This window comes from Frankia sp. QA3 (genome assembly GCF_000262465.1).
In the GTDB taxonomy this organism is placed as follows: Bacteria; Actinomycetota; Actinomycetes; order Frankiales; family Frankiaceae; genus Frankia.
This window is the reverse complement of sequence record NZ_CM001489.1, coordinates 1,818,859-1,835,340: the sequence shown is the minus strand read 5'-3', so window position 1 is coordinate 1,835,340 and position 16,482 is coordinate 1,818,859. Positions and strand designations below refer to the sequence as shown.

Here is a 16,482-nt window from a genome sequence, read left to right as displayed (position 1 = left end):
CCCCCCGCCGGACGGGGGTGGCCCGCGCGGCGGCCGGGGCCGGGCCGCCGCGCGGGGCCGTCAGAGGGCCGGGCCGAGCTCCCGGCCGCACAGGTTGTTCTGGGCGACTCCGAAGGCGCTGCCCGACGGGTCGACCTGCATCAGCGCCAAGCAGGTCGGCTGGCGGCCCTGGCTCGCGCCGATGTTGGTCGGTTGGATGAGCCCGCCGGCGTCGTAGTGGGTCAGGGTGCGCATCCCGGCGAGGAACGACTGCCGGGTGGGGCAGGGCCCCGCGGCCTGCAACCCGCGCAGGAACAGATCGGTGTCGATGTAGCTGATCAGGCCGAACTCCTGCTCGGGGCTGTCAGTCTGCGGCGAGTAGCGCGCCATCGCGTCGAGGTAGTGCGCGATCGGGGCGCCGCCGGCCTCGAACGGCCGGTAGAACACCGGGATGAACACCCCGGCCAGGTCCGGGCCGTAGCGACGCAGCAGGCTGTGGTCGTAGCCGCTCATCGACAGCACCACCTTCGGGCTCCCCCCGGCCTCGCGGATCGCGCGCAGCACCGGCGGCAGGGCCGCGGGGGTGAGCATGGTGACGATGGTGTCCGCGCCGGAGTCGACGATCTGGCGGGCGACGTCGCTCACGCTGTCCGCGTCGGGTGTGTAGGCGAGGCTGCCGACGACCTGGACGCCGAGGGCCTGCATGCTCTGCCCGACCCGCAGGGTCGCACCGGAGACCCCCGCGGACATCGCGTTGCGCAGCAGGAAGGCCGACGTGCCGCCGCGTTCATGGACGAACCGGCCGTAGGTGTCGATCGGCGCGGCGAGGGTGTTGGAGAACGAGAACATGTTCCGGTATCTCGTCCAGACGTCCTCGGCGGCGAGGCCCACCGTGGGGATCCCCCGGTCGGCGAGGTACTGCGCGCTGCCGGCGGCGGCAACGGTGAACTCCAGCATGCCGAACACGCCGCGCTGCTCGACCAGCTCCCGGGCGCCGTTCAGGTTCGCCTCGGCGGTCCCGGCGTCGTCGCGCCATTCGTAGACGACTTTCCGCCCGTGTATCCCGCCGGCGGCGTTGGCCTCGCCGAGGCGTGCGTCGACGCCGGCCCGCAGCGCCGGAAACGCGCCGGCGAGCAGGCCCGAGTCGGGGTAGAGCAGACCGACTCTGACCTCGTCGGGCGTCACCCCCGGTGCCGCCCTTCCGCCGGTGCAGGACGCAGCCGACGCGGTCGTCCCGGAGCATCCCCCGGTCCCGACGACCAGTCCCAGCAGGATCGTCGACATTCCCAGTTTCACGGCACAGCGACGCATTCGAAGGTGACCCCCATGCTGACGCGGCGCACCGCCGCCACAAACGGCTCCGCAAAACGGTTCGGAATCATTCAGCCGGGATAATCACTGCGGCCGGGCGCTATCGGCGCGGCACCACTGACAGCGCCCCGAGAACGCCGCCGGGGGGCAGTCCGACCCGGCCCGGAGAAGACGACCACCGAACGCGTTTCCCTGTCCAGGCTGCCCGGCACGTCTCGGTCGGGCCGCCGCCGGCCGGAACCTGATTCGGTTTCCGGTCGGTGAAACAACAGTACTCAGCCATCCAGCACAAGGGGTCACATTGCGATGACGACACGGCATGGCACGATGGTGCACGCCACCGGTGGCCCAAAGCAATATGCAAGAGAAACGCGGTTCGGGGTGCAATCAGAAGTTGCACCCCGAACCGCGTTATCGGTATTCCGTTTCCAGTTTGTATCCGGAGGGTTTCTTTGCCCCGTCCGACCGACCGTGGACGGTCAGACTTTCTGATCGATCGCGAAGCCGGCCGGGACGAGGATGTCCTCGGGCGACAGTTCGTGGACCGACGAATGACCGAGCCCCAGCAGCGTCTCGCTCACGCCCTGGCGGAGGATCTCCAGCACGTTCGTCACCCCGTGCTCGCCGCCGGCGGCCATGCCGAACAGGTAGGCCCGGCCGATCATCACCGCGCGGGCGCCGAGCGCGAGCGCCTTGACGACGTCGCTGCCGCGACGGATCCCGCCGTCGAGCAGCACCTCGACCTGGTCGCCCACCGCGTCGACGACGCCGGGCAGGCAGCGGATCGCCGCCGGGGTGGAGTCGAGGTTGTTGCCGCCGTGGTTGGACACCGAGATCGCGCTCGCCCCGACGTCCACCGCCCGGCGGGCGTCGTCCGGCCGGGTGATCCCCTTGATCATGAAGGGGCCGTCCCACTGCTCACGCAGCCAGGCCAGGTCCGCCCAGCTCGGCGGGGGCGTCCCGATCCACTGGCCGTAGGCGCCGAAGAAGGTCGGGGGCGTCGCCTCACGCGGGCCGAGGTTGGGCACGCCGAGGTCGGGCAGCGAGCGGCTGCGCAGCCAGCGGGCGAGGTAGCCCGGGCGCAGGGCGACCTGCGGGGCATAGCGGGCCATCGCCTTGAGGTTCAGCTTCTCCGGGATGAACGGGCTGCCCCAGTCGCGGCGCGAATCGAACACCCAGTCCAGCGTCACGATCAGACCCTTGGCACCCGCCGCCCGGGCGCGCTCGGCGCGGGCGAGGATCTCCTCGCGCGACCCCACCCAGTAGGTCTGGAACAGCAGCTTGTCGGTGACTGCGCCGACCTCCTCCACCGGCTTGGAGGCGAACGAGGACAGACTCATCGCCGTGCCCGCGCCGGCGGCGGCCCGGGCAACGGCGACCTCGCCGTCGGGATGCACCGCCTGCACCCCGGTCGGCGAGATGAGCACGGGGAAGCTGATCTGCTGCCCCATCACCGTCGTGGACAGGTCACGGGTCGCCGGCAGGTCGGCCACCCGGGGCCGGACCTTCAGCTCGCCGAACGCGTCGACGTTGTCGTTCATCGTCACCCCGGCCTCGGCCCCGGCGACGAGCGCCTGGTACACCCCCCGCGGCAGCCGCCGGCGCGCCCTGCGCTGGGCCTCGGCGATCGTCTCGAACCACGTCCTCGTGCTGGCCATCGCACTCCCACCTCGTCGTGTCCGCCCGCCACCGACCGACGATCGGCGGGCCCCGGATGCCTCGCCCGGCCGGGCGCCGGCCGCACGCCACAGGTAACGGACGGCCAGGTCGGGCACGATTTGGCACCGAGTGCCACTATAGCGATGCCGGTGACTGTGTGCACCGGTCGCCCGGCCGGCATAATCCGGAATGTGCGCCGGCCGTTCGCCCACGAGTTCGTCCTGGTCCTGGCGCCCGGCGGCGACGAGCGCGCGCCGGGCGCGGCGATCACGGCGGCGCTGTGCGGGCACTGGGAGCATCCGCCGCCCTGCCCGCTGGCGGCCCATCACACCGCGACCGCACGCGAGCGCGGGATGCTGCGGCTGCGCACCCTGTTCGCCACCGAACCGGACCGGGCCGGCGAGGTCCGCGCGCGCATGGCGGTCGCCCTGACCGCGGGTCACCTGCCCGGCGAGCCGCCCGCTCCGGCCCCCTTGACGCCGGACCTCGCAGCGCCGGCTCCCCCGGCGCCGGGCACGCGGTGGCGGCTTGTGTCGAGCCGGCCCGACGAGGTCCGCCCGGACGAAGCCGAGCATGCCCGACGCCTCGCCGCCGGCTGACCGCCGCGGGCTCCGGGATGACCGCGGCGAGGTGGCGTTTTCCGCCGGTAGGTGCGGTCACCGCGGGACGGGTACGCCAGCCTCGGCCCGGTGCCGGCGACGCAGGGGGAAAGCGCGTGTCTGACGGCGCGATGGCTGACCCATGCTCGCCGGGCGGGCCTCCGCGTGGCGAGCACGGAACCGCCCCACGCGCCCGAGCCCCGACCCTGACGATCACGGTGTTCCGCGGAACCGCACCGCACGCCCTGCGTCCGGCTCCGGCTCCGGCTCCGGCGATCATGGTGTTCCGCGGAACCGCGCCATACCGCCCGACCCCAGCGGAACAGGTCGACGACGGCCTCGACGGAGCCGATCTCGGCCCAGGGGCGGGCTGCACCGAAGGAGGCGTTCCAGAAGCCGGCGGGCAGGCTCGGTGGCGGCAGCGGCGGGCCGACGTAGGCGTAGGGAGCCGCGACCGCCTCGTCCCCCGGCGACACCCCGTAGTTGATCTGCCCGGCGCGGATCGCGATGTCGAAGTGCTCCGGCCACAAGGTGGGCGCGCTCGGCGCGTCGGCGGCGGTCTCGGCCGACCAGCGGCGCAGCGCCGCGTCGCCCAGGGCGTACCAGTCGGCGAGGCGGCGGGCGGCGGCGGGGTCGATGTCCAGCGGCTCGTCCGGACGGCAGGGGTGCTCAGCCGGTAGACCGCCGCGGGGCCGCCCGGGGCGTGGCGAACCGCCGGGGGTGACGGCCAGGCCAGGCCAGGCCCCCCGGTGACTTGCATTTCGTTAGCCACTATCGTTTCGTACGCCCACCGTTGCAGCCGCAACGGTGTCCCGGCCCGACCGCCCCTGGAGGTCCCGTGACCGCCCCCTCGTCCGAGCTCGCACCGCTGCCGCTCGTCCCCGGTACCTGGACGCTCGACACGGCCCACTCCGGTGTCAACTTCCAGATCCGCCACCTCGGCGTCACCAACGTCCGCGGCCGCTTCGACACGTTCTCGGCGACCCTCGCCGTCGGCGAGACGCTCCAGTCCGTCGCCGTCGAGGCCAACGTCGACCTGGCCTCGATCAACACCAACCAGGCCGACCGGGACGCGCACCTGCGCTCCACCGACTTCTTCGACCTGGCCGCGCACCCCGCGATGACCTTCGTGTCGAGCTCCATCTCCGGCAGCGGCGAGGAGTACGAGCTCGCCGGCGACCTGACCATCAACGGCGTGACCAAGCCGGTGACGTTCGCGGTGGAGTTCTACGGCGTCGACACCCACCCGGCCGACGGGCGGGTCCGCTCCGGGTTCTCGGCGACCGGCGAGATCCGCCGCAGCGACTACGGCATCAACTTCAACCTGCCGCTGGGCGCCGGCAAGCTCGCCCTGGCCGACAAGGTGAAGGTCGAGCTCGACCTGCAGTTCATCGCTCCCTGACCCACCGCACAGCCACGCACCACAGCTCCACTGCGCGAAGCGGCCTCACGACACGGCCGCACCGCACGCCATGCGCGCGCCGTCGGGGCGGGCCGGGACGTCCTGGCCCGCCCCCCGGTGTTCGCACCCTCGGCGTGCCGTCGCCATCACCGACGCACCGACCGCCGCCTGCGTGACCCGCGGCCGGTGTGGCGCTCAGCCACAGCCGGAGCCCGCCCGCGGGTCGGCGGGGGCGAGATGCTCCTGCGCCCACAGCTCCAGGGCGTGCAGCGCCGGGCGCAGCGCCTCGCCGCAGGAGGTCAGCCGGTAGCGGGTGGCCAGCGGCGGGCCGTCGAGGACCTCCCGCTCAACCAGCCCGGCCTGGGACAGCTCGGCCAGGCGCCCGGACAGCATCCGCTCGCTCACCCCGGGCACCAGCTTCGCGATCTCGGAGAAGCGGGCCGGGCCGGCCAGCAACGTGCCGATGATCAGCCCGCTCCACCGCTTGCCCAGCAGGGCGAAGACCGGGGTGAGTGCCTGGCAGCTCACCCCGTCCGGCGGCGTCGGGACCATCTGGTCATGCTAACGAGCCGGGCGCCGGCGGCCACCCGTTCGGTCAATACCCCTCAACGGCCGACGGCCGCCGGGTCGAAGCCGGCGAGCGGGTTCTCCTGGCAGGCGCTGACCGGCGGCAGGGCCGGGGACAACACGCTCGGCGCGCGGCCGATCGTCACCGGCACAGGTCCGCTCCCGCGGCGTCCCGCGGCCCTGACCGGGCGGGAGTGGTCGACCGACGGCTTCGGCGGGGCGGCGTCCCCGCGGGCGAGCAGCGCGTCGACGCCGTGGCCCACCACGCACTCCGGGTCGGGGCCGTCGAGCGGCAGGCCGGTGAAGAACTTCGCCGCCATGCACCCGCCCTGGCAGGCGTCGAAGTGCCCGCAGGACGCGCACGCCCCGGCGGACTGCGGCTCGCGCAGCGCCGCGAACAGCTCCGAGGAGCGCCACACCCCGGTGAAGCCGCCGGTGTCGCGCACGTTGCCGGCGAGGAACTCGTCGTGGATGGCGAACGGGCAGGCGTAGACGTCGCCGACCGGGTCGATGAGGCAGACCACCCGCCCGGCGCCGCACAGGTTCAGCCCCGGCAGCGCCTGACCGTAGGCGGACAGGTGGAAGAAGGAGTCGCCGGTCAGCACGTTCTCGCCGGCGGCGACGAGCCAGTCGTAGAGTTCGCGCTGCTGGGCGGCGGTCGGGTGCAGCTCGTCCCACACGTCGGCGCCACGCCCGGACGGGCGCAGCCGGGTCAGCCGCAGCTGGGCGCCGTAGCGGTCGGCCAGCGCGGCGAAGGCGTCGAGCTGGCCGACGTTCTGGCGGGTGACGACGACGGACAGCTTGAACCCGCGGAAACCCGCTTCGGCCAGGTTCGTCATCGCGCGCACCGCGGTGTCGTACGAGCCGGCCCCGCGCACCGCGTCGTTGACCTCGGCGGTCGCCCCGTCGAGGGAGATCTGCACGTCGACGTAGTCGCTGGCGGCGAGCCGGGCGGCCACCTCCGGGGTGATCCGCACCCCGTTGGTGGAGAACTTCACCCCGACGTGGTGGGCGGTGGCGTAGTCGACGAGCTCCCAGAAGTCGGCGCGCACGGTCGGCTCGCCGCCGCCGATGTTGACGTAGAAGACCTGCAGCCGCTCCAGCTCGTCGATGACCGCGCGGCACTCGGCGGTCGTCAGCTCGCGGGGGTCGCGCCGCCCGGAGCTGGACAGGCAGTGCCGGCAGGCCAGGTTGCAGGCGTAGGTCAGCTCCCACGTCAGACAGATCGGGGCGGCGAGCCCGCGGGCGAAGTGGTCGACGAGACGCGCCGGGGCGGTGGTGGTCACAGGGGACTCCCCTCGACGATCATGGAGGACGCGGCGAGGGTCGCCAGCGCCTGCTGGTAGCGGCCGAGCGACGCTGCGGGCAGCCCGACGGCGGCCGCCGCGGCCCGCGCGCTGGCATGCGCCGGCAGCGCCTCCACCAGCGCCAGCAGCGCCGGCTCCTTGAGGAACGACAGCTTGCGGGTGCCGAAGTGGTAGAGCAGCGCCCCGAACGACTCCGGCCGCACGGACACCTGGGGATGCAGCCGCCAGGGGCGGTCCAGGTCGAACCCGGCGACGGCCGGCACCAGGCCGGCCGCGCCGCGCTCGTCCGGCACGTCGGCGCTCAGTAGACGCCGCACATGCCGTCGATGGAGACCTCCTCGACGAGCAGGTCCGCCACGACCGGCTCCGCGGGCGCCTCGACGGCCTGGTCGACCTGCACGAGCCCTGACTCCTCCATGAGCACTCCCGATCGCTAGAGCTGACTGGGTCCGGAACCGGTCGTGCCTGGTCCCGCTGCGGGAACGACTGTAGTGGCACCGAGTGCCAAAGGGAAGATGTCAGGCCGGAACGGGCAGGTCAGGCCGGCGGTGCCGGTTGGGTCGGTTGGGTCGGCTGGGTCGGCGCGGGACGCCAGCCCAGGGCCGGGGCGATGGTGTGCGCCACGTCGCGCAGGATCTGCTCGTAGTCGCGGCGGTCGAACTCGTACGGCAGCTCCACCCGCAGCTCGCTCACCTCCCCCACCGCCGCGTCGGCCCGTAGCCCGTCGAGGATCTGCTGCGCATCGCCGACGAGGTCGGGGGCGAACAGGGTCCGCCGCTCGCCATGCGGGCGCAGGGTACGCTCGTGGCGGGAGGCGGCGTACACCCGGTAGCGCTCCCGGGTGGCCCGATCGGCACTGTCGAAGGGCACGATGACCCGGCCGAGGGCCACCCGCGCGGGCCGGTCGGGGCCGATCAGGCGGCGGTACTCGCGGATGAGGGCGCGCTGCGCGGTCACGAAGTCGGCGATCCCCTCCCCCGCGGCGATCCCCTCCCCGGCGGCGATCCCCTCCCCGGCGGCGATCCCCTCCCCTGAGACGATGTTGCCCGTGAGCAGGTTCAGGCCGTTCTCGCCGGTCCAGCGCACCGAGCGCAGGCTGCCCCCGCCGTACCAGAGCCGGTCGGCGAGGCCGGCCGAGTGCGGCTGCAGGCGGGGGCGCTGGGTGTTGCCCGGCGAGTGGATGACGGTGTCGGCGTCGCCGAGGTAGTCGCCGAGCAGGTTGTCGCGCAGCCGGGCGATGCGGCCGTAGGACAGGTCGAAGCTGCGCCAGTCGCCGTCGAAGACGAGGTCGCCGAGCAGCTCGGCGTGCGGCGGGGTGCCCGCGCTGAGCCCCACCTGCAGCCGCCCGCCGGACAGCACGTCGGCGACGGAGAGGTCCTCGGCCAGCCGGAACGGGCTTTCGTACCCGATGGGGATGACCGCGGTGCCGAGCTGGATCCGCCGGGTCCGCTGGCCGGCGGCGGCGAGGAACACCGCCGCCGAGGACACCCCGTGCTCCAGGTGCCGCTGGCGGATCCATGCACCGTCGAAACCGAGCCGCTCGCCGAGCTCGAACAGCCGCAGGGTGTCCTCCAGCCCCGTGAGCGGGTCGGCGTCGGGATAGTTGCCCGGCGTGAGGAACGACAGCGACGTGATGGTGGGGCCGTCGCCGGGCGCGGCGGTCGGGGCGGGTGCCGGCCGCGGGGACTGCGGCGCGGTCTGAGCCGGCGCGGTCTGAGCCGGCCCGGTCTGAGCCGGCCCGGTCTGAGCCGGCCCGGTCTGGGTCAGGGCGGTCTGGGCCGGTGCGGGCGGAGATGGCGGGGCGCTCATGGACGCGGGCCGCGCTCGTGCGGGATGCGGTGACCGGCCTCGACCGCGACGGGCAGCCGGTTCTCCGCCGGCGGCAGCGGGCAGGTCGCCAGGTCCGTGTACGCGCAGGGCAGGTTGCCGGCCCGGTTGAAGTCCAGGGTCACGGTGCCGTCAGCGGCAGGCGCGTCGACGGCCAGCGCCCGGTTCGCCGCGTACGTCGTCACCCCGCTGGTCGCGTCGGTGAACAGCAGCAGCAGGCCGCCCGCGGCGTGGCCGGGGAAGGCGGTCAGCGCCAGCGGCTGTCCGTCGACGGTGAACTCGACGCGCCCGGGTGCGTCGTAGACGTGGGCGAGGCCCTCCACGGCGGCGCCGACCGTGACGGGCCGCGGCGCGTCGAACGGCACGTACCGTCCGGTGAGCACCCAGCGGGGATCCGGCGGGTAGGCCGGGGTCGGGGCGTGGTCCAGGCGCAGCCGGTTGCCGGGATGGCGGGGGCGGACGATGTCCTGCCCGCCGCGGCGGGCGACCTCGACGACCGCGTCGCCGGCGGTGGCGTACACGCTGCCCCGCTCCGCGATGGGCGCGAAGGTGTATCGGCCGGCGCGACGCTCGCCGCCGACGGTGAGCTCCTCGCCGTCGGCGAGCTCGACCGTCACCCCCGCCTCGCCCGTCGACCAGGCGCCGGGGGCGTCGTCGAAGCGGGTCGGCTCGGCGTCGAGCCAGTGCAGGGCGGTGACGGCGAGGAAGCCGTGCGGCTCGGTGAGCGACCGCTCACGCCCTTCGTACCACTCCCGCCACCGTTGCTCGAACGTCGCGCGGTCTTCGATCTGCTGCTTCGTCATGAGGACTCCTTGTCGGCTGGTCGTCGGTGGGATGGGCGAACAGGTCCGCGGTCGGCGCCGTCTCGACGATCCGCCCGCCGTGCAGCACCACGACGCGGTGGGCGATTCGGCGGACCACGGCCAGGTCGGGCGAGATGAACGGGTAGGCCACGCCGGTGTCGGCCTGCAGCTCGGCGAGCAGGTCGAGCACCTGGGCCTGCACGGACCCGTCGAGGGCGGGGGCCCGGGCCTGGTCGACGCCGCGCATCCGACGCCGCGCATCCGACGCCGCCACCCGGCGAAGCCCACCCGGCGCGCGGCGTTCGGGCGTAGGACCCGGGGCATCGCCGAGGCGCGGCAGGACATCCCGGCCGGCCGGGCCCACGAGGAGCCTGGCCGCACCTGGCTCGACGGGCTGGTTCCGGCCGCGGCCGCGAAGGCGGGTGCGGTTCGGCGGAGGCAGGGCAGCGGAGGCAGGGCGGGGGAGGCAGGGCGGGGGACGCAGAGGGGGTGGCGGGAGGGGTGGCGCGGGAAGGGTGGCCGGCGGATCCGGGACGGCCGTCACGAGGACGGCCGGTCGGCTCAGGCGCCGGGCCGCTCCTCGCGACACCCGCCGGGACACAGGCAGCTCGTGACCCGTTGCAGGTCGATGTGCCGGCGCGAGAACGTCATGAGCGTGCGGCGGCGTGCGGTGGCGAGGGGGCGGCGGGACGGCTGCGCCACGCTGCCTCCTTCACCGCGATCAGGGGCCCGGCCCTTCGGATGGACGCCGCAAGGGCACGCAGAGACAACCATGGGCCCCGGAAGCCTGTCAACGGCTCGAACGTCGCACGGTCCGCCGTCGCGGCCCGCGGCCCGTCCTGGCCTGCGGCCCGGCTTGTTACCGTCGCTGCCTACCAGGCACGGTCGCCGCCCACCGCGCGATGACGACCCGAACGCCGCCCGACGAGCCGGTACCGACCTCGCTGGTGCGCGTCTGGGCCAGTTCCTGGGCGGCCACCCATGTGGAACAGCTACGGAAGCTGTACCGGATCCTGCGGGAGTCGGAGGGTTTCCGGGCTCAACGGCCTTCGCCGCGGCGCCGCTCGCCGGCGCGGCCGATTGCTCAGGCGCCGTGGCGCCGCCCGCGCGCGGCGAAACTGCGCAGGGCGCGCAGGAAGTCGATCTCGCGGAACGCGGGCCAGTAGGCCTCGCAGAAGTACAGCTCCGAGTAGGCGCTCTGCCAGAGCAGGAAGTTCGACATCCGCTGCTCGCCGGAGGTCCGGATCACCAGGTCCGGGTCGGGCTGCCCGGCGGTGTAGAGGTGGCGGGCGATGTCGTCCATGGTCAGCGAGGCGGCGGTGTCGGCGAGGGAGTCGCCGGCCTCGGCACGTTCGTACAGGTGCTCGCGCAGCGCCTCGATGACCTCCTGCCGCCCGCCGTAGCCGACGGCGAGGGTGACGTGGAAGCCGGTCGTGACGGTGCGGGTCGTCTCGACCGCGTCCTTGAGGACCCGCGCGGTGCTGTCGGGCAGCGCGTCGAGCATGCCGGCGAGGTGGACCTGCCAGCGGGCGTCGGGCCGGGCGAGCCGGTCGCTGACGACCTGCTCGATGACCTGCATCAGGAAGGCGACCTCGGCGTCGCCGCGGCGCTGCAGGTTCTCGGTCGAGCAGACGAACACGGTGACGTGGCGGATGCCGACGGCCTCACACCAGGACAGCACGTCCTCGGCATGCTCGGCGCCGTAGCGGTGGCCGAGGCTGGGGTTGGCCAAGCCCATCTCGCGGGCCCAGCGGCGGTTGCCGTCCATGACCAGGCCGACGTGCGCCGGCAGCGGACCGGCCATGACCTGCCGGCGCAGCCGCCGGGTGTAGAGCGCGTAGAGAAGAGGACCCGGCGTCATGATGTGCTCCCCTACGGTCGACGCCCGCGCGCGGCGCGGCTCGACTCCCGGCCGGTACCGACCGGGATGGTGACGATACCCGCCCAACGTGACCATCGTCCGAGCCGGGTTCGCGACCAGTAGATGATCAGCCCGGCCCCGCCGGGGGGAGGAACCGGCGGACGACGTCGTCCACCACCGCGGCGTAGGGCCGATCGAGTCGCCCGCGCGCCCGCATCTCCAGGTAGCGCACGACGACGGCGTGGATGGCCAGCGCGTCCCACTCCGGCTGCGCGGCGGGCAGGCTGCCGTCGGTGCGCCCGGCGGCGAGGACCTCCGCGAGGATGCCCCGGTGCTCGGCGTAGATGTCCTCCAGGGCATCGGCGATGCCGACGACGAGACCGACCTCCGGGGTCATGAACGTCCGCCCGTCCCGGCTGGCGCGCTCGTCCCAGCCGATCGCGAGCAGCTCCTCGATCCACGCCACGGCGGCGGCCCGGGCGTCGCCGGCCTGGCGCACCACCGCCCGCAGGCTGTCGCGCACCCCGGCGGCGGCCTCCCGCTGCATGGTCAGGACCAGCGCGTCCTTGGACGGGAAGTGCCGGTAGAAGGTGCGCCTGTTCACCCCGGCGCCGCGCAGGATGTCCTCCAGCGGCGTCGCCACGCGACCCTCCCGGCCGATCAGCCGGTGGGCGGCGCGGATGATCGCGCGACGCTCCCGCTCGGCGCGGTCCGGGTCGTCGGCGGCAAGCCGCAGCGACGCCTCAGCCACTGGGGCCCATCCCGCCGACACACCCCTTCGCGCTCGCCCTGACCGGATGCCCGCACCGGCCACCGCACGACGGCGTCGACGGGTCGGCGGCGCAGCCCGCTCAGGTCGGATGATACGGGAGCACCGGACTCGCTGATCGCCGGCCGGGCGCCGGACCGCGCACCCGAGCGCGTCTGTGCCCAACCCACGCGTGTGTGCCCAACCCACGCGTGTGTGCCCAACCCGCGTGTGTGAGCAACCTCTGACGCGTCCGTCACTGTTGCGCCGGCCCGCTCTCCTACACTGGGCTGACGATGGGCGACTCCACCTCCGCGGAGATCGTCGACGAGGGCTCGGCTCCCGACGGCGGTCACCGGGTCCTGCAGGTCGAGCCGGCCGGCACCGAGACCGCGGCCGGCCGGTTGGGTTGGCGCGCGGCGCGCACCCGTAACGCGATCCTCGACGCCTCCAAGAAGCTCTTCCTGGAACGCGGGTACGCCGGCACCCGCATCAACAACATCACCGACGCCTGCGGCATCTCCCGCGCCGGCTTCTACACCTACTTCCGCGACAAGCGGGAGATCTTCGACACCCTGGGCCAGGCCACCTTCCAGGAGATCCTCCAGGTCGTAGCGGAGTGGGAGTCCATCCCGCGGCCCTGCACGCAGGCCGACGTCGTGGCCTGGGTGTGGAGGTACTTCGCGTTCATGGACCAGCACGGCGCGTTCATCCTCTCGGCGCAGTCCGGCCCGGCCGACGAGAGCGTCGGCGCGGCGAGCAACAAGATGCAGATGCGGGTGGCCTGGCTGCTCGGTGTGCACCTGCGGGGTCGCCAGCGCACGCCCACCGACGCGCCCGAGGCGCTGGGCCTGGCGGTGCAGTCGATGATGGACCGCACCTGGTACCACTGCCACGCCCAGCACCTGCCGGTCGAGGATGCCGACGTCGTCAACACGATCGGGGGGTTCATCACCGCGGTGCTCGACGCCTGAGCCGGCACGCCCTTCCGATCGGCGGTCTGCCCGGCCGGCGTCCGCGCGGCCCGGATCTCCCCGGGCGGCGAGCGGACGCCGGCCCCGTTGTCACCCCCCCGGCGGCCCGGCGGGCACCGACGGGACGGCGGTGACGAGGTCGCCGTACTTCTCGCGGACCGCGGCGAGGCGGCGGCCGAGGAACTCCTCGGGCCACGCCGGGTCGTCGGCCTCGTAGTGCCGCAGGAGCTGGCGGGCCAGGTTGACCTTGTGCGCCTCGGTGGGCCCGTCGGCGAGGCCCAGGGCGAGCCCCGTGGTGAACATGTCGACGAGGGGAAGCTGCTCGGTGATGCCGAGCCCGCCGTGGACCTGGATCGCCCGCAGCACGATGGACTGGATGACCTTCGGGGTGAGCACCTTCAGGGCCGCGATCTCGGTGCGGGCGGCGTGCTCGCCTTGCGTGTCGATGAGCCAGGCGGCGTGCAGCACGGCGAGGCGGAACGGCATCAGCTCGGTGTAGGAGTCGGCGATGAACCCCTGCACGAACTGCTTGTCGGCCAGTGAGCTGCCCTGGGTGAATCGGCTCCTGGCGCGCTGTCCCATCATGTCGATGGCTCGCTGGGCGACGCCGATCGCGCGCATGGCGTGGTGCAGCCGGCCGCCGGCCAAGCGGGACTGGGCCACCTCGAAGCCGCGCCCCTCCTGGCCGAGCAGCGCGTCCGCCGGCACCCGCACCCCCTCGTAGCGGACGAGGGAGTGGCCCGGCTCGTGGCGGTGCGCGCCGAACACGTGGTGGCTGTCCTCGATCACCACCCCGGGGGTGTCCCGCGGCACGAGGAAGGTCGACGCGCCGTGGTGCACCGGGACGTCGGGGTTGGTGATCGCGACGATGATGAGGAACGAGGCCACCGCGGCGTTGGACGACCAGTACTTACGGCCGTCGATCACCCACTCGTCGCCCTCGCGCCGCGCCCGGGTGGTGAACACCCGCGGGTCGGCGCCGCCCTGCGGCTCCGTCATCGAGAAACAGGAGAAGATCTCGCCGGCCAGCAGGGGCGCCAGGTAGCGCTCCTTCTGTTCCGGGGTGCCGAAACGGGCGATGATCTCGGCGTTGCCGGTGTCGGGCGCCTGGGTGCCGAACACGATCGGCCCCCAGTCCGTGCGGCCGAGGATCTCGTTGAGCAGGGTCAGCTTCACCGCGCCGAAGCCCTGCCCGCCAAGCTCCGGACCCAGGTGCGGCGCCCACAGGCCGGCGTCGCGCACCCGCTGCTTGAGCGGGTCGACGATCTTGCGGCGCTCGTCGTCGAGGGGCAGGTACTCGCAGCCGGGGAACAGCACGTCGAGCGGTGCCACCTCGTCGCGCACGAACGCGCGGACCCAGTCCAGCTTGGCCTCGAACTCGGCATCGGTCGAGAAGTCCCATGCCATGGTTTTTCTCCTCCCAGCACTCGTGCCGGTGTCGACCCAGGGGCGGTGTCGACCCAGGGGCGGTGTCGACTCAGGGGCGGTGTCGACCCAGGGGCGGTGTCGACTCAGGGGATGCCGCCGTCGACCCGCAGGGTCGCGCCGGAGGTGTAGCTGGACGCATCCGAGATCAGGTACAGCGCGGAACCGACGATCTCGGGCGGGTCACCGGCGCGCTGCAGCGCGTGCGACTTCGCCGCCTCGGCGACGGCGTCGAGGTCCCAGTGCCGGCTGACGTCGGTGTAGAACGGGCCGGACATGAGGGTGTTGACGCGCACCTGCGGGCCGAGGGCGAGCGCGAGGCCCTCGGTGAGCGCGTTGAGACCGGCCTTGGCCGCGGCGTACGGCAGGATCGCCGGCGTCGGCCGGATGGAGCCGGTGGAGCTGACGTTGACGATGGCGCCGCGGCCCGCGGCCACCATGCGCTCCCCGACCAGCACCGACAGCCGGAAGGGACCCTTGAGGTTCAGGTTGACGACCGCGTCGAACAGCTTCTCGTTGACGCTGCCGAGCGTGTCGTACAACGGCGACATCCCGGCGTTGTTGATCAGTGCGTCGACCTTGCCGAAACGATCGTAGGCGGCGTCGACGAGGCCGGGCAGCTCGTCCCAGCGCCCGACGTGCACCGCGTACGGCAGGGCCTTGCGGCCGGTCTCGGCCTCGATCTCCGCGGCGGTGGCCGTGCAGGAGTCGAGGTCCCGGCTGGCGATGACGACGTCGGCCCCGCAGCGCGCCGCGCCGAAGGCCATCTCCCGGCCGAGCCCGCGGCTGCCGCCGGTGACGATCACGACGCGGTCGGTCAGGTCGAACAGGGTGTCCGCGTATCCCATGGTCAGCCTCTCCGGGCCGGCAGCGAGCGGGCGAGGTCGGCGGCGGTGGCCAGCAGCTGCAGCACCAGCGGCCCGAACGTCTCGACCTTGGGGTCGACCGTCCCACCGCTGGTGAAGGCCGCGTAGCTCTTCTCCAGCACCACGCCGAGCTTCCAGTTGGCCAGCACCAGGTAGTAGTCGATGTCCGCGGTCGAGCGTCCGCTCACCCGCTCGTAGTGCTCCAGCAGTTCGGCGCGGCGCGGCATGCCGGAGACGTCGAGGTAGAAGCCCTCGGTGCGGGGTTCCTCCCCGTCCCAGCCGAGCAGCGCCCAGCCCAGGTCGAGCAGCGGGTCGCCGATCGTGGTCATCTCCCAGTCGATGATGGCGGCGAGCCGGGCCGGGGTGCCGTGGCGGAACATCACGTTGGCGAACTGGTAGTCGCCGTGCATGATCCCCGGTTCGAAGCTGGCCGGCCGGTTCGCCCGCAGCCAGGCGGCCGCGGAGTCGAGGCCGGGCAGCTCGCGGAAGCGGTAGGCGCCGAGGAAGTTCAGCCAGCGGTCGACCTGGCGGTCGTGGAAGTTCTCCGGGCGGCCGAACCCCTCCAGCCCGCGGGCCCGCCAGTCGACCCGGGACAGCTTCGCGATGCCGTCGACGAGCTCGAACGCCAGCCCGCGGCGGGCGGCCGGGTCGGTGTCGAACGGGGCCGGCCAGGTGGCGGTCGGGCTCCAGCCGTCGATGGCGCGCATGACGTAGAACGGCATTCCCAGCACGTCGCCGGTGGGGTCGCCGGCGACGAGCTCGGCGTGCGGCACGTCCGTTCCGCGCAGCGCGCGCAGCAGCCGCAGTTCCCGGCGCAGCCCGTCGACGCGGGACGTGCTCGCGGCCGCCGGGGGCATCCGCAGCACCGTGCGCTCGCCGCCCCGGGTCAGCGAGTACAGCTCGTTCTGCGAGCCGCCGGTGAGCCGGTCGATGACGGGCAGCTCGCCGGCGCCGGGCACCTGCTCGGCGTCGAGCCAGCGGGCCAGGCGGGCGGCGTCGAGCCCCACGCCCGGCGCTGCCGCGCCCGCGCTCACCGCGGGCCCCGGCTCAGGTTGGCTGGCTGGATCGGGTTCCACATCCGGACCTCCTCGTCGACGGGAGCGGGACGAGGGAGAGAATAGCATTCTGCCCAATTCAGAACCAGATTCTGCGCC

General features: G+C 73.5%; 18 protein-coding genes. 3 read left to right on the top strand and 15 right to left on the bottom strand.

The annotated features are described in order from the left end of the window. Positions 1 to 60: 60 nt before the first annotated feature. A complete protein-coding gene (locus FRAQA3DRAFT_RS07255; RefSeq protein ID WP_009738421.1) occupies positions 61 to 1,290 on the bottom strand; it encodes an ABC transporter substrate-binding protein in 1,230 nt (409 codons plus the stop codon). 479 nt (positions 1,291 to 1,769) lie between these two features. Then, positions 1,770 to 2,948, bottom strand: coding sequence for a pre-mycofactocin synthase MftD (gene mftD, locus FRAQA3DRAFT_RS07250; RefSeq protein WP_009738420.1), 1,179 nt, complete (start codon positions 2,946 to 2,948; stop codon positions 1,770 to 1,772). A gap of 192 nt (positions 2,949 to 3,140) precedes the next feature. Here mftD and FRAQA3DRAFT_RS07245 point away from each other — a divergent pair, with 192 nt between their 5' ends. Both FRAQA3DRAFT_RS07245 and FRAQA3DRAFT_RS07240 read left to right on the top strand, forming a co-directional pair. Beyond that, entirely contained in the window at positions 3,141 to 3,548 is a 408-nt protein-coding gene (locus FRAQA3DRAFT_RS07245) for a hypothetical protein (protein WP_232291948.1), read from the top strand. Positions 3,549 to 4,386: 838 nt separating this feature from the next. Further along, a complete protein-coding gene (locus FRAQA3DRAFT_RS07240; RefSeq protein WP_009738418.1) occupies positions 4,387 to 4,950 on the top strand; it encodes a YceI family protein in 564 nt (187 codons plus the stop codon). A 195-nt stretch (positions 4,951 to 5,145) separates the two neighbouring features. Here FRAQA3DRAFT_RS07240 and FRAQA3DRAFT_RS07235 read toward each other — a convergent pair whose 3' ends face one another. The 10 genes from FRAQA3DRAFT_RS07235 to FRAQA3DRAFT_RS07195 all read right to left on the bottom strand — a co-directional run bounded on the left by FRAQA3DRAFT_RS07235 (position 5,146) and on the right by FRAQA3DRAFT_RS07195 (position 12,066). Continuing rightward, positions 5,146 to 5,502 carry a helix-turn-helix domain-containing protein gene (locus FRAQA3DRAFT_RS07235; RefSeq protein ID WP_009738417.1) on the bottom strand — a complete coding sequence of 119 codons (357 nt, stop codon included), beginning with the start codon at positions 5,500 to 5,502 and terminating at the stop codon, positions 5,146 to 5,148. 53 nt (positions 5,503 to 5,555) lie between these two features. After that, positions 5,556 to 6,803 carry a mycofactocin radical SAM maturase gene (gene mftC / locus FRAQA3DRAFT_RS07230; RefSeq protein ID WP_009738416.1) on the bottom strand — a complete coding sequence of 416 codons (1,248 nt, stop codon included), beginning with the start codon at positions 6,801 to 6,803 and terminating at the stop codon, positions 5,556 to 5,558. Further along, on the bottom strand, positions 6,800 to 7,117 hold the full coding sequence (mftB, locus tag FRAQA3DRAFT_RS07225; protein ID WP_009738415.1) for a mycofactocin biosynthesis chaperone MftB: 318 nt from the start codon (positions 7,115 to 7,117) through the stop codon (positions 6,800 to 6,802). Before mftB ends, mftC begins: the two co-directional genes overlap by 4 nt. An 8-nt stretch (positions 7,118 to 7,125) precedes the next feature. Beyond that, positions 7,126 to 7,242, bottom strand: coding sequence for a mycofactocin precursor MftA (gene mftA, locus FRAQA3DRAFT_RS07220; RefSeq protein WP_009738414.1), 117 nt, complete (start codon positions 7,240 to 7,242; stop codon positions 7,126 to 7,128). A gap of 119 nt (positions 7,243 to 7,361) precedes the next feature. Beyond that, positions 7,362 to 8,633: an LLM class flavin-dependent oxidoreductase gene (locus FRAQA3DRAFT_RS07215; RefSeq protein WP_009738413.1), complete on the bottom strand. Its 1,272-nt coding sequence runs from the start codon at positions 8,631 to 8,633 to the stop codon at positions 7,362 to 7,364. After that, entirely contained in the window at positions 8,630 to 9,454 is an 825-nt protein-coding gene (locus FRAQA3DRAFT_RS07210) for a DUF1684 domain-containing protein (RefSeq protein ID WP_009738412.1), read from the bottom strand. The genes FRAQA3DRAFT_RS07215 and FRAQA3DRAFT_RS07210 overlap by 4 nt, the downstream gene beginning before the upstream one ends. Then, positions 9,384 to 9,701, bottom strand: a complete 318-nt coding sequence (locus tag FRAQA3DRAFT_RS32565; RefSeq protein ID WP_035920647.1) for a hypothetical protein — start codon at positions 9,699 to 9,701, stop codon at positions 9,384 to 9,386. The genes FRAQA3DRAFT_RS07210 and FRAQA3DRAFT_RS32565 overlap by 71 nt, the downstream gene beginning before the upstream one ends. Before the next feature lie 314 nt (positions 9,702 to 10,015). After that, positions 10,016 to 10,156 carry a putative leader peptide gene (locus FRAQA3DRAFT_RS34685; protein WP_009738411.1) on the bottom strand — a complete coding sequence of 47 codons (141 nt, stop codon included), beginning with the start codon at positions 10,154 to 10,156 and terminating at the stop codon, positions 10,016 to 10,018. A gap of 382 nt (positions 10,157 to 10,538) precedes the next feature. Next, positions 10,539 to 11,315, bottom strand: a complete 777-nt coding sequence (gene uppS, locus FRAQA3DRAFT_RS07200; RefSeq protein ID WP_009738410.1) for a polyprenyl diphosphate synthase — start codon at positions 11,313 to 11,315, stop codon at positions 10,539 to 10,541. A gap of 127 nt (positions 11,316 to 11,442) precedes the next feature. Continuing rightward, positions 11,443 to 12,066, bottom strand: a complete 624-nt coding sequence (locus tag FRAQA3DRAFT_RS07195; RefSeq protein WP_009738409.1) for a TetR/AcrR family transcriptional regulator — start codon at positions 12,064 to 12,066, stop codon at positions 11,443 to 11,445. Positions 12,067 to 12,359: 293 nt separating this feature from the next. Here FRAQA3DRAFT_RS07195 and FRAQA3DRAFT_RS07190 point away from each other — a divergent pair, with 293 nt between their 5' ends. Continuing rightward, on the top strand, positions 12,360 to 13,037 hold the full coding sequence (locus FRAQA3DRAFT_RS07190; protein WP_009738408.1) for a TetR/AcrR family transcriptional regulator: 678 nt from the start codon (positions 12,360 to 12,362) through the stop codon (positions 13,035 to 13,037). A gap of 90 nt (positions 13,038 to 13,127) precedes the next feature. Here FRAQA3DRAFT_RS07190 and FRAQA3DRAFT_RS07185 read toward each other — a convergent pair whose 3' ends face one another. From FRAQA3DRAFT_RS07185 to FRAQA3DRAFT_RS07175, 3 genes are all read right to left on the bottom strand, one after another. Next, positions 13,128 to 14,444 (bottom strand): acyl-CoA dehydrogenase family protein, encoded by a 1,317-nt coding sequence (locus FRAQA3DRAFT_RS07185; RefSeq protein ID WP_009738407.1) that lies wholly within the window; start codon positions 14,442 to 14,444, stop codon positions 13,128 to 13,130. Positions 14,445 to 14,548: 104 nt separating this feature from the next. Beyond that, positions 14,549 to 15,310 (bottom strand): SDR family NAD(P)-dependent oxidoreductase, encoded by a 762-nt coding sequence (locus tag FRAQA3DRAFT_RS07180; protein WP_009738406.1) that lies wholly within the window; start codon positions 15,308 to 15,310, stop codon positions 14,549 to 14,551. 2 nt (positions 15,311 to 15,312) lie between these two features. Then, entirely contained in the window at positions 15,313 to 16,404 is a 1,092-nt protein-coding gene (locus tag FRAQA3DRAFT_RS07175) for a phosphotransferase family protein (protein ID WP_009738405.1), read from the bottom strand. Positions 16,405 to 16,482: the final 78 nt, after the last annotated feature.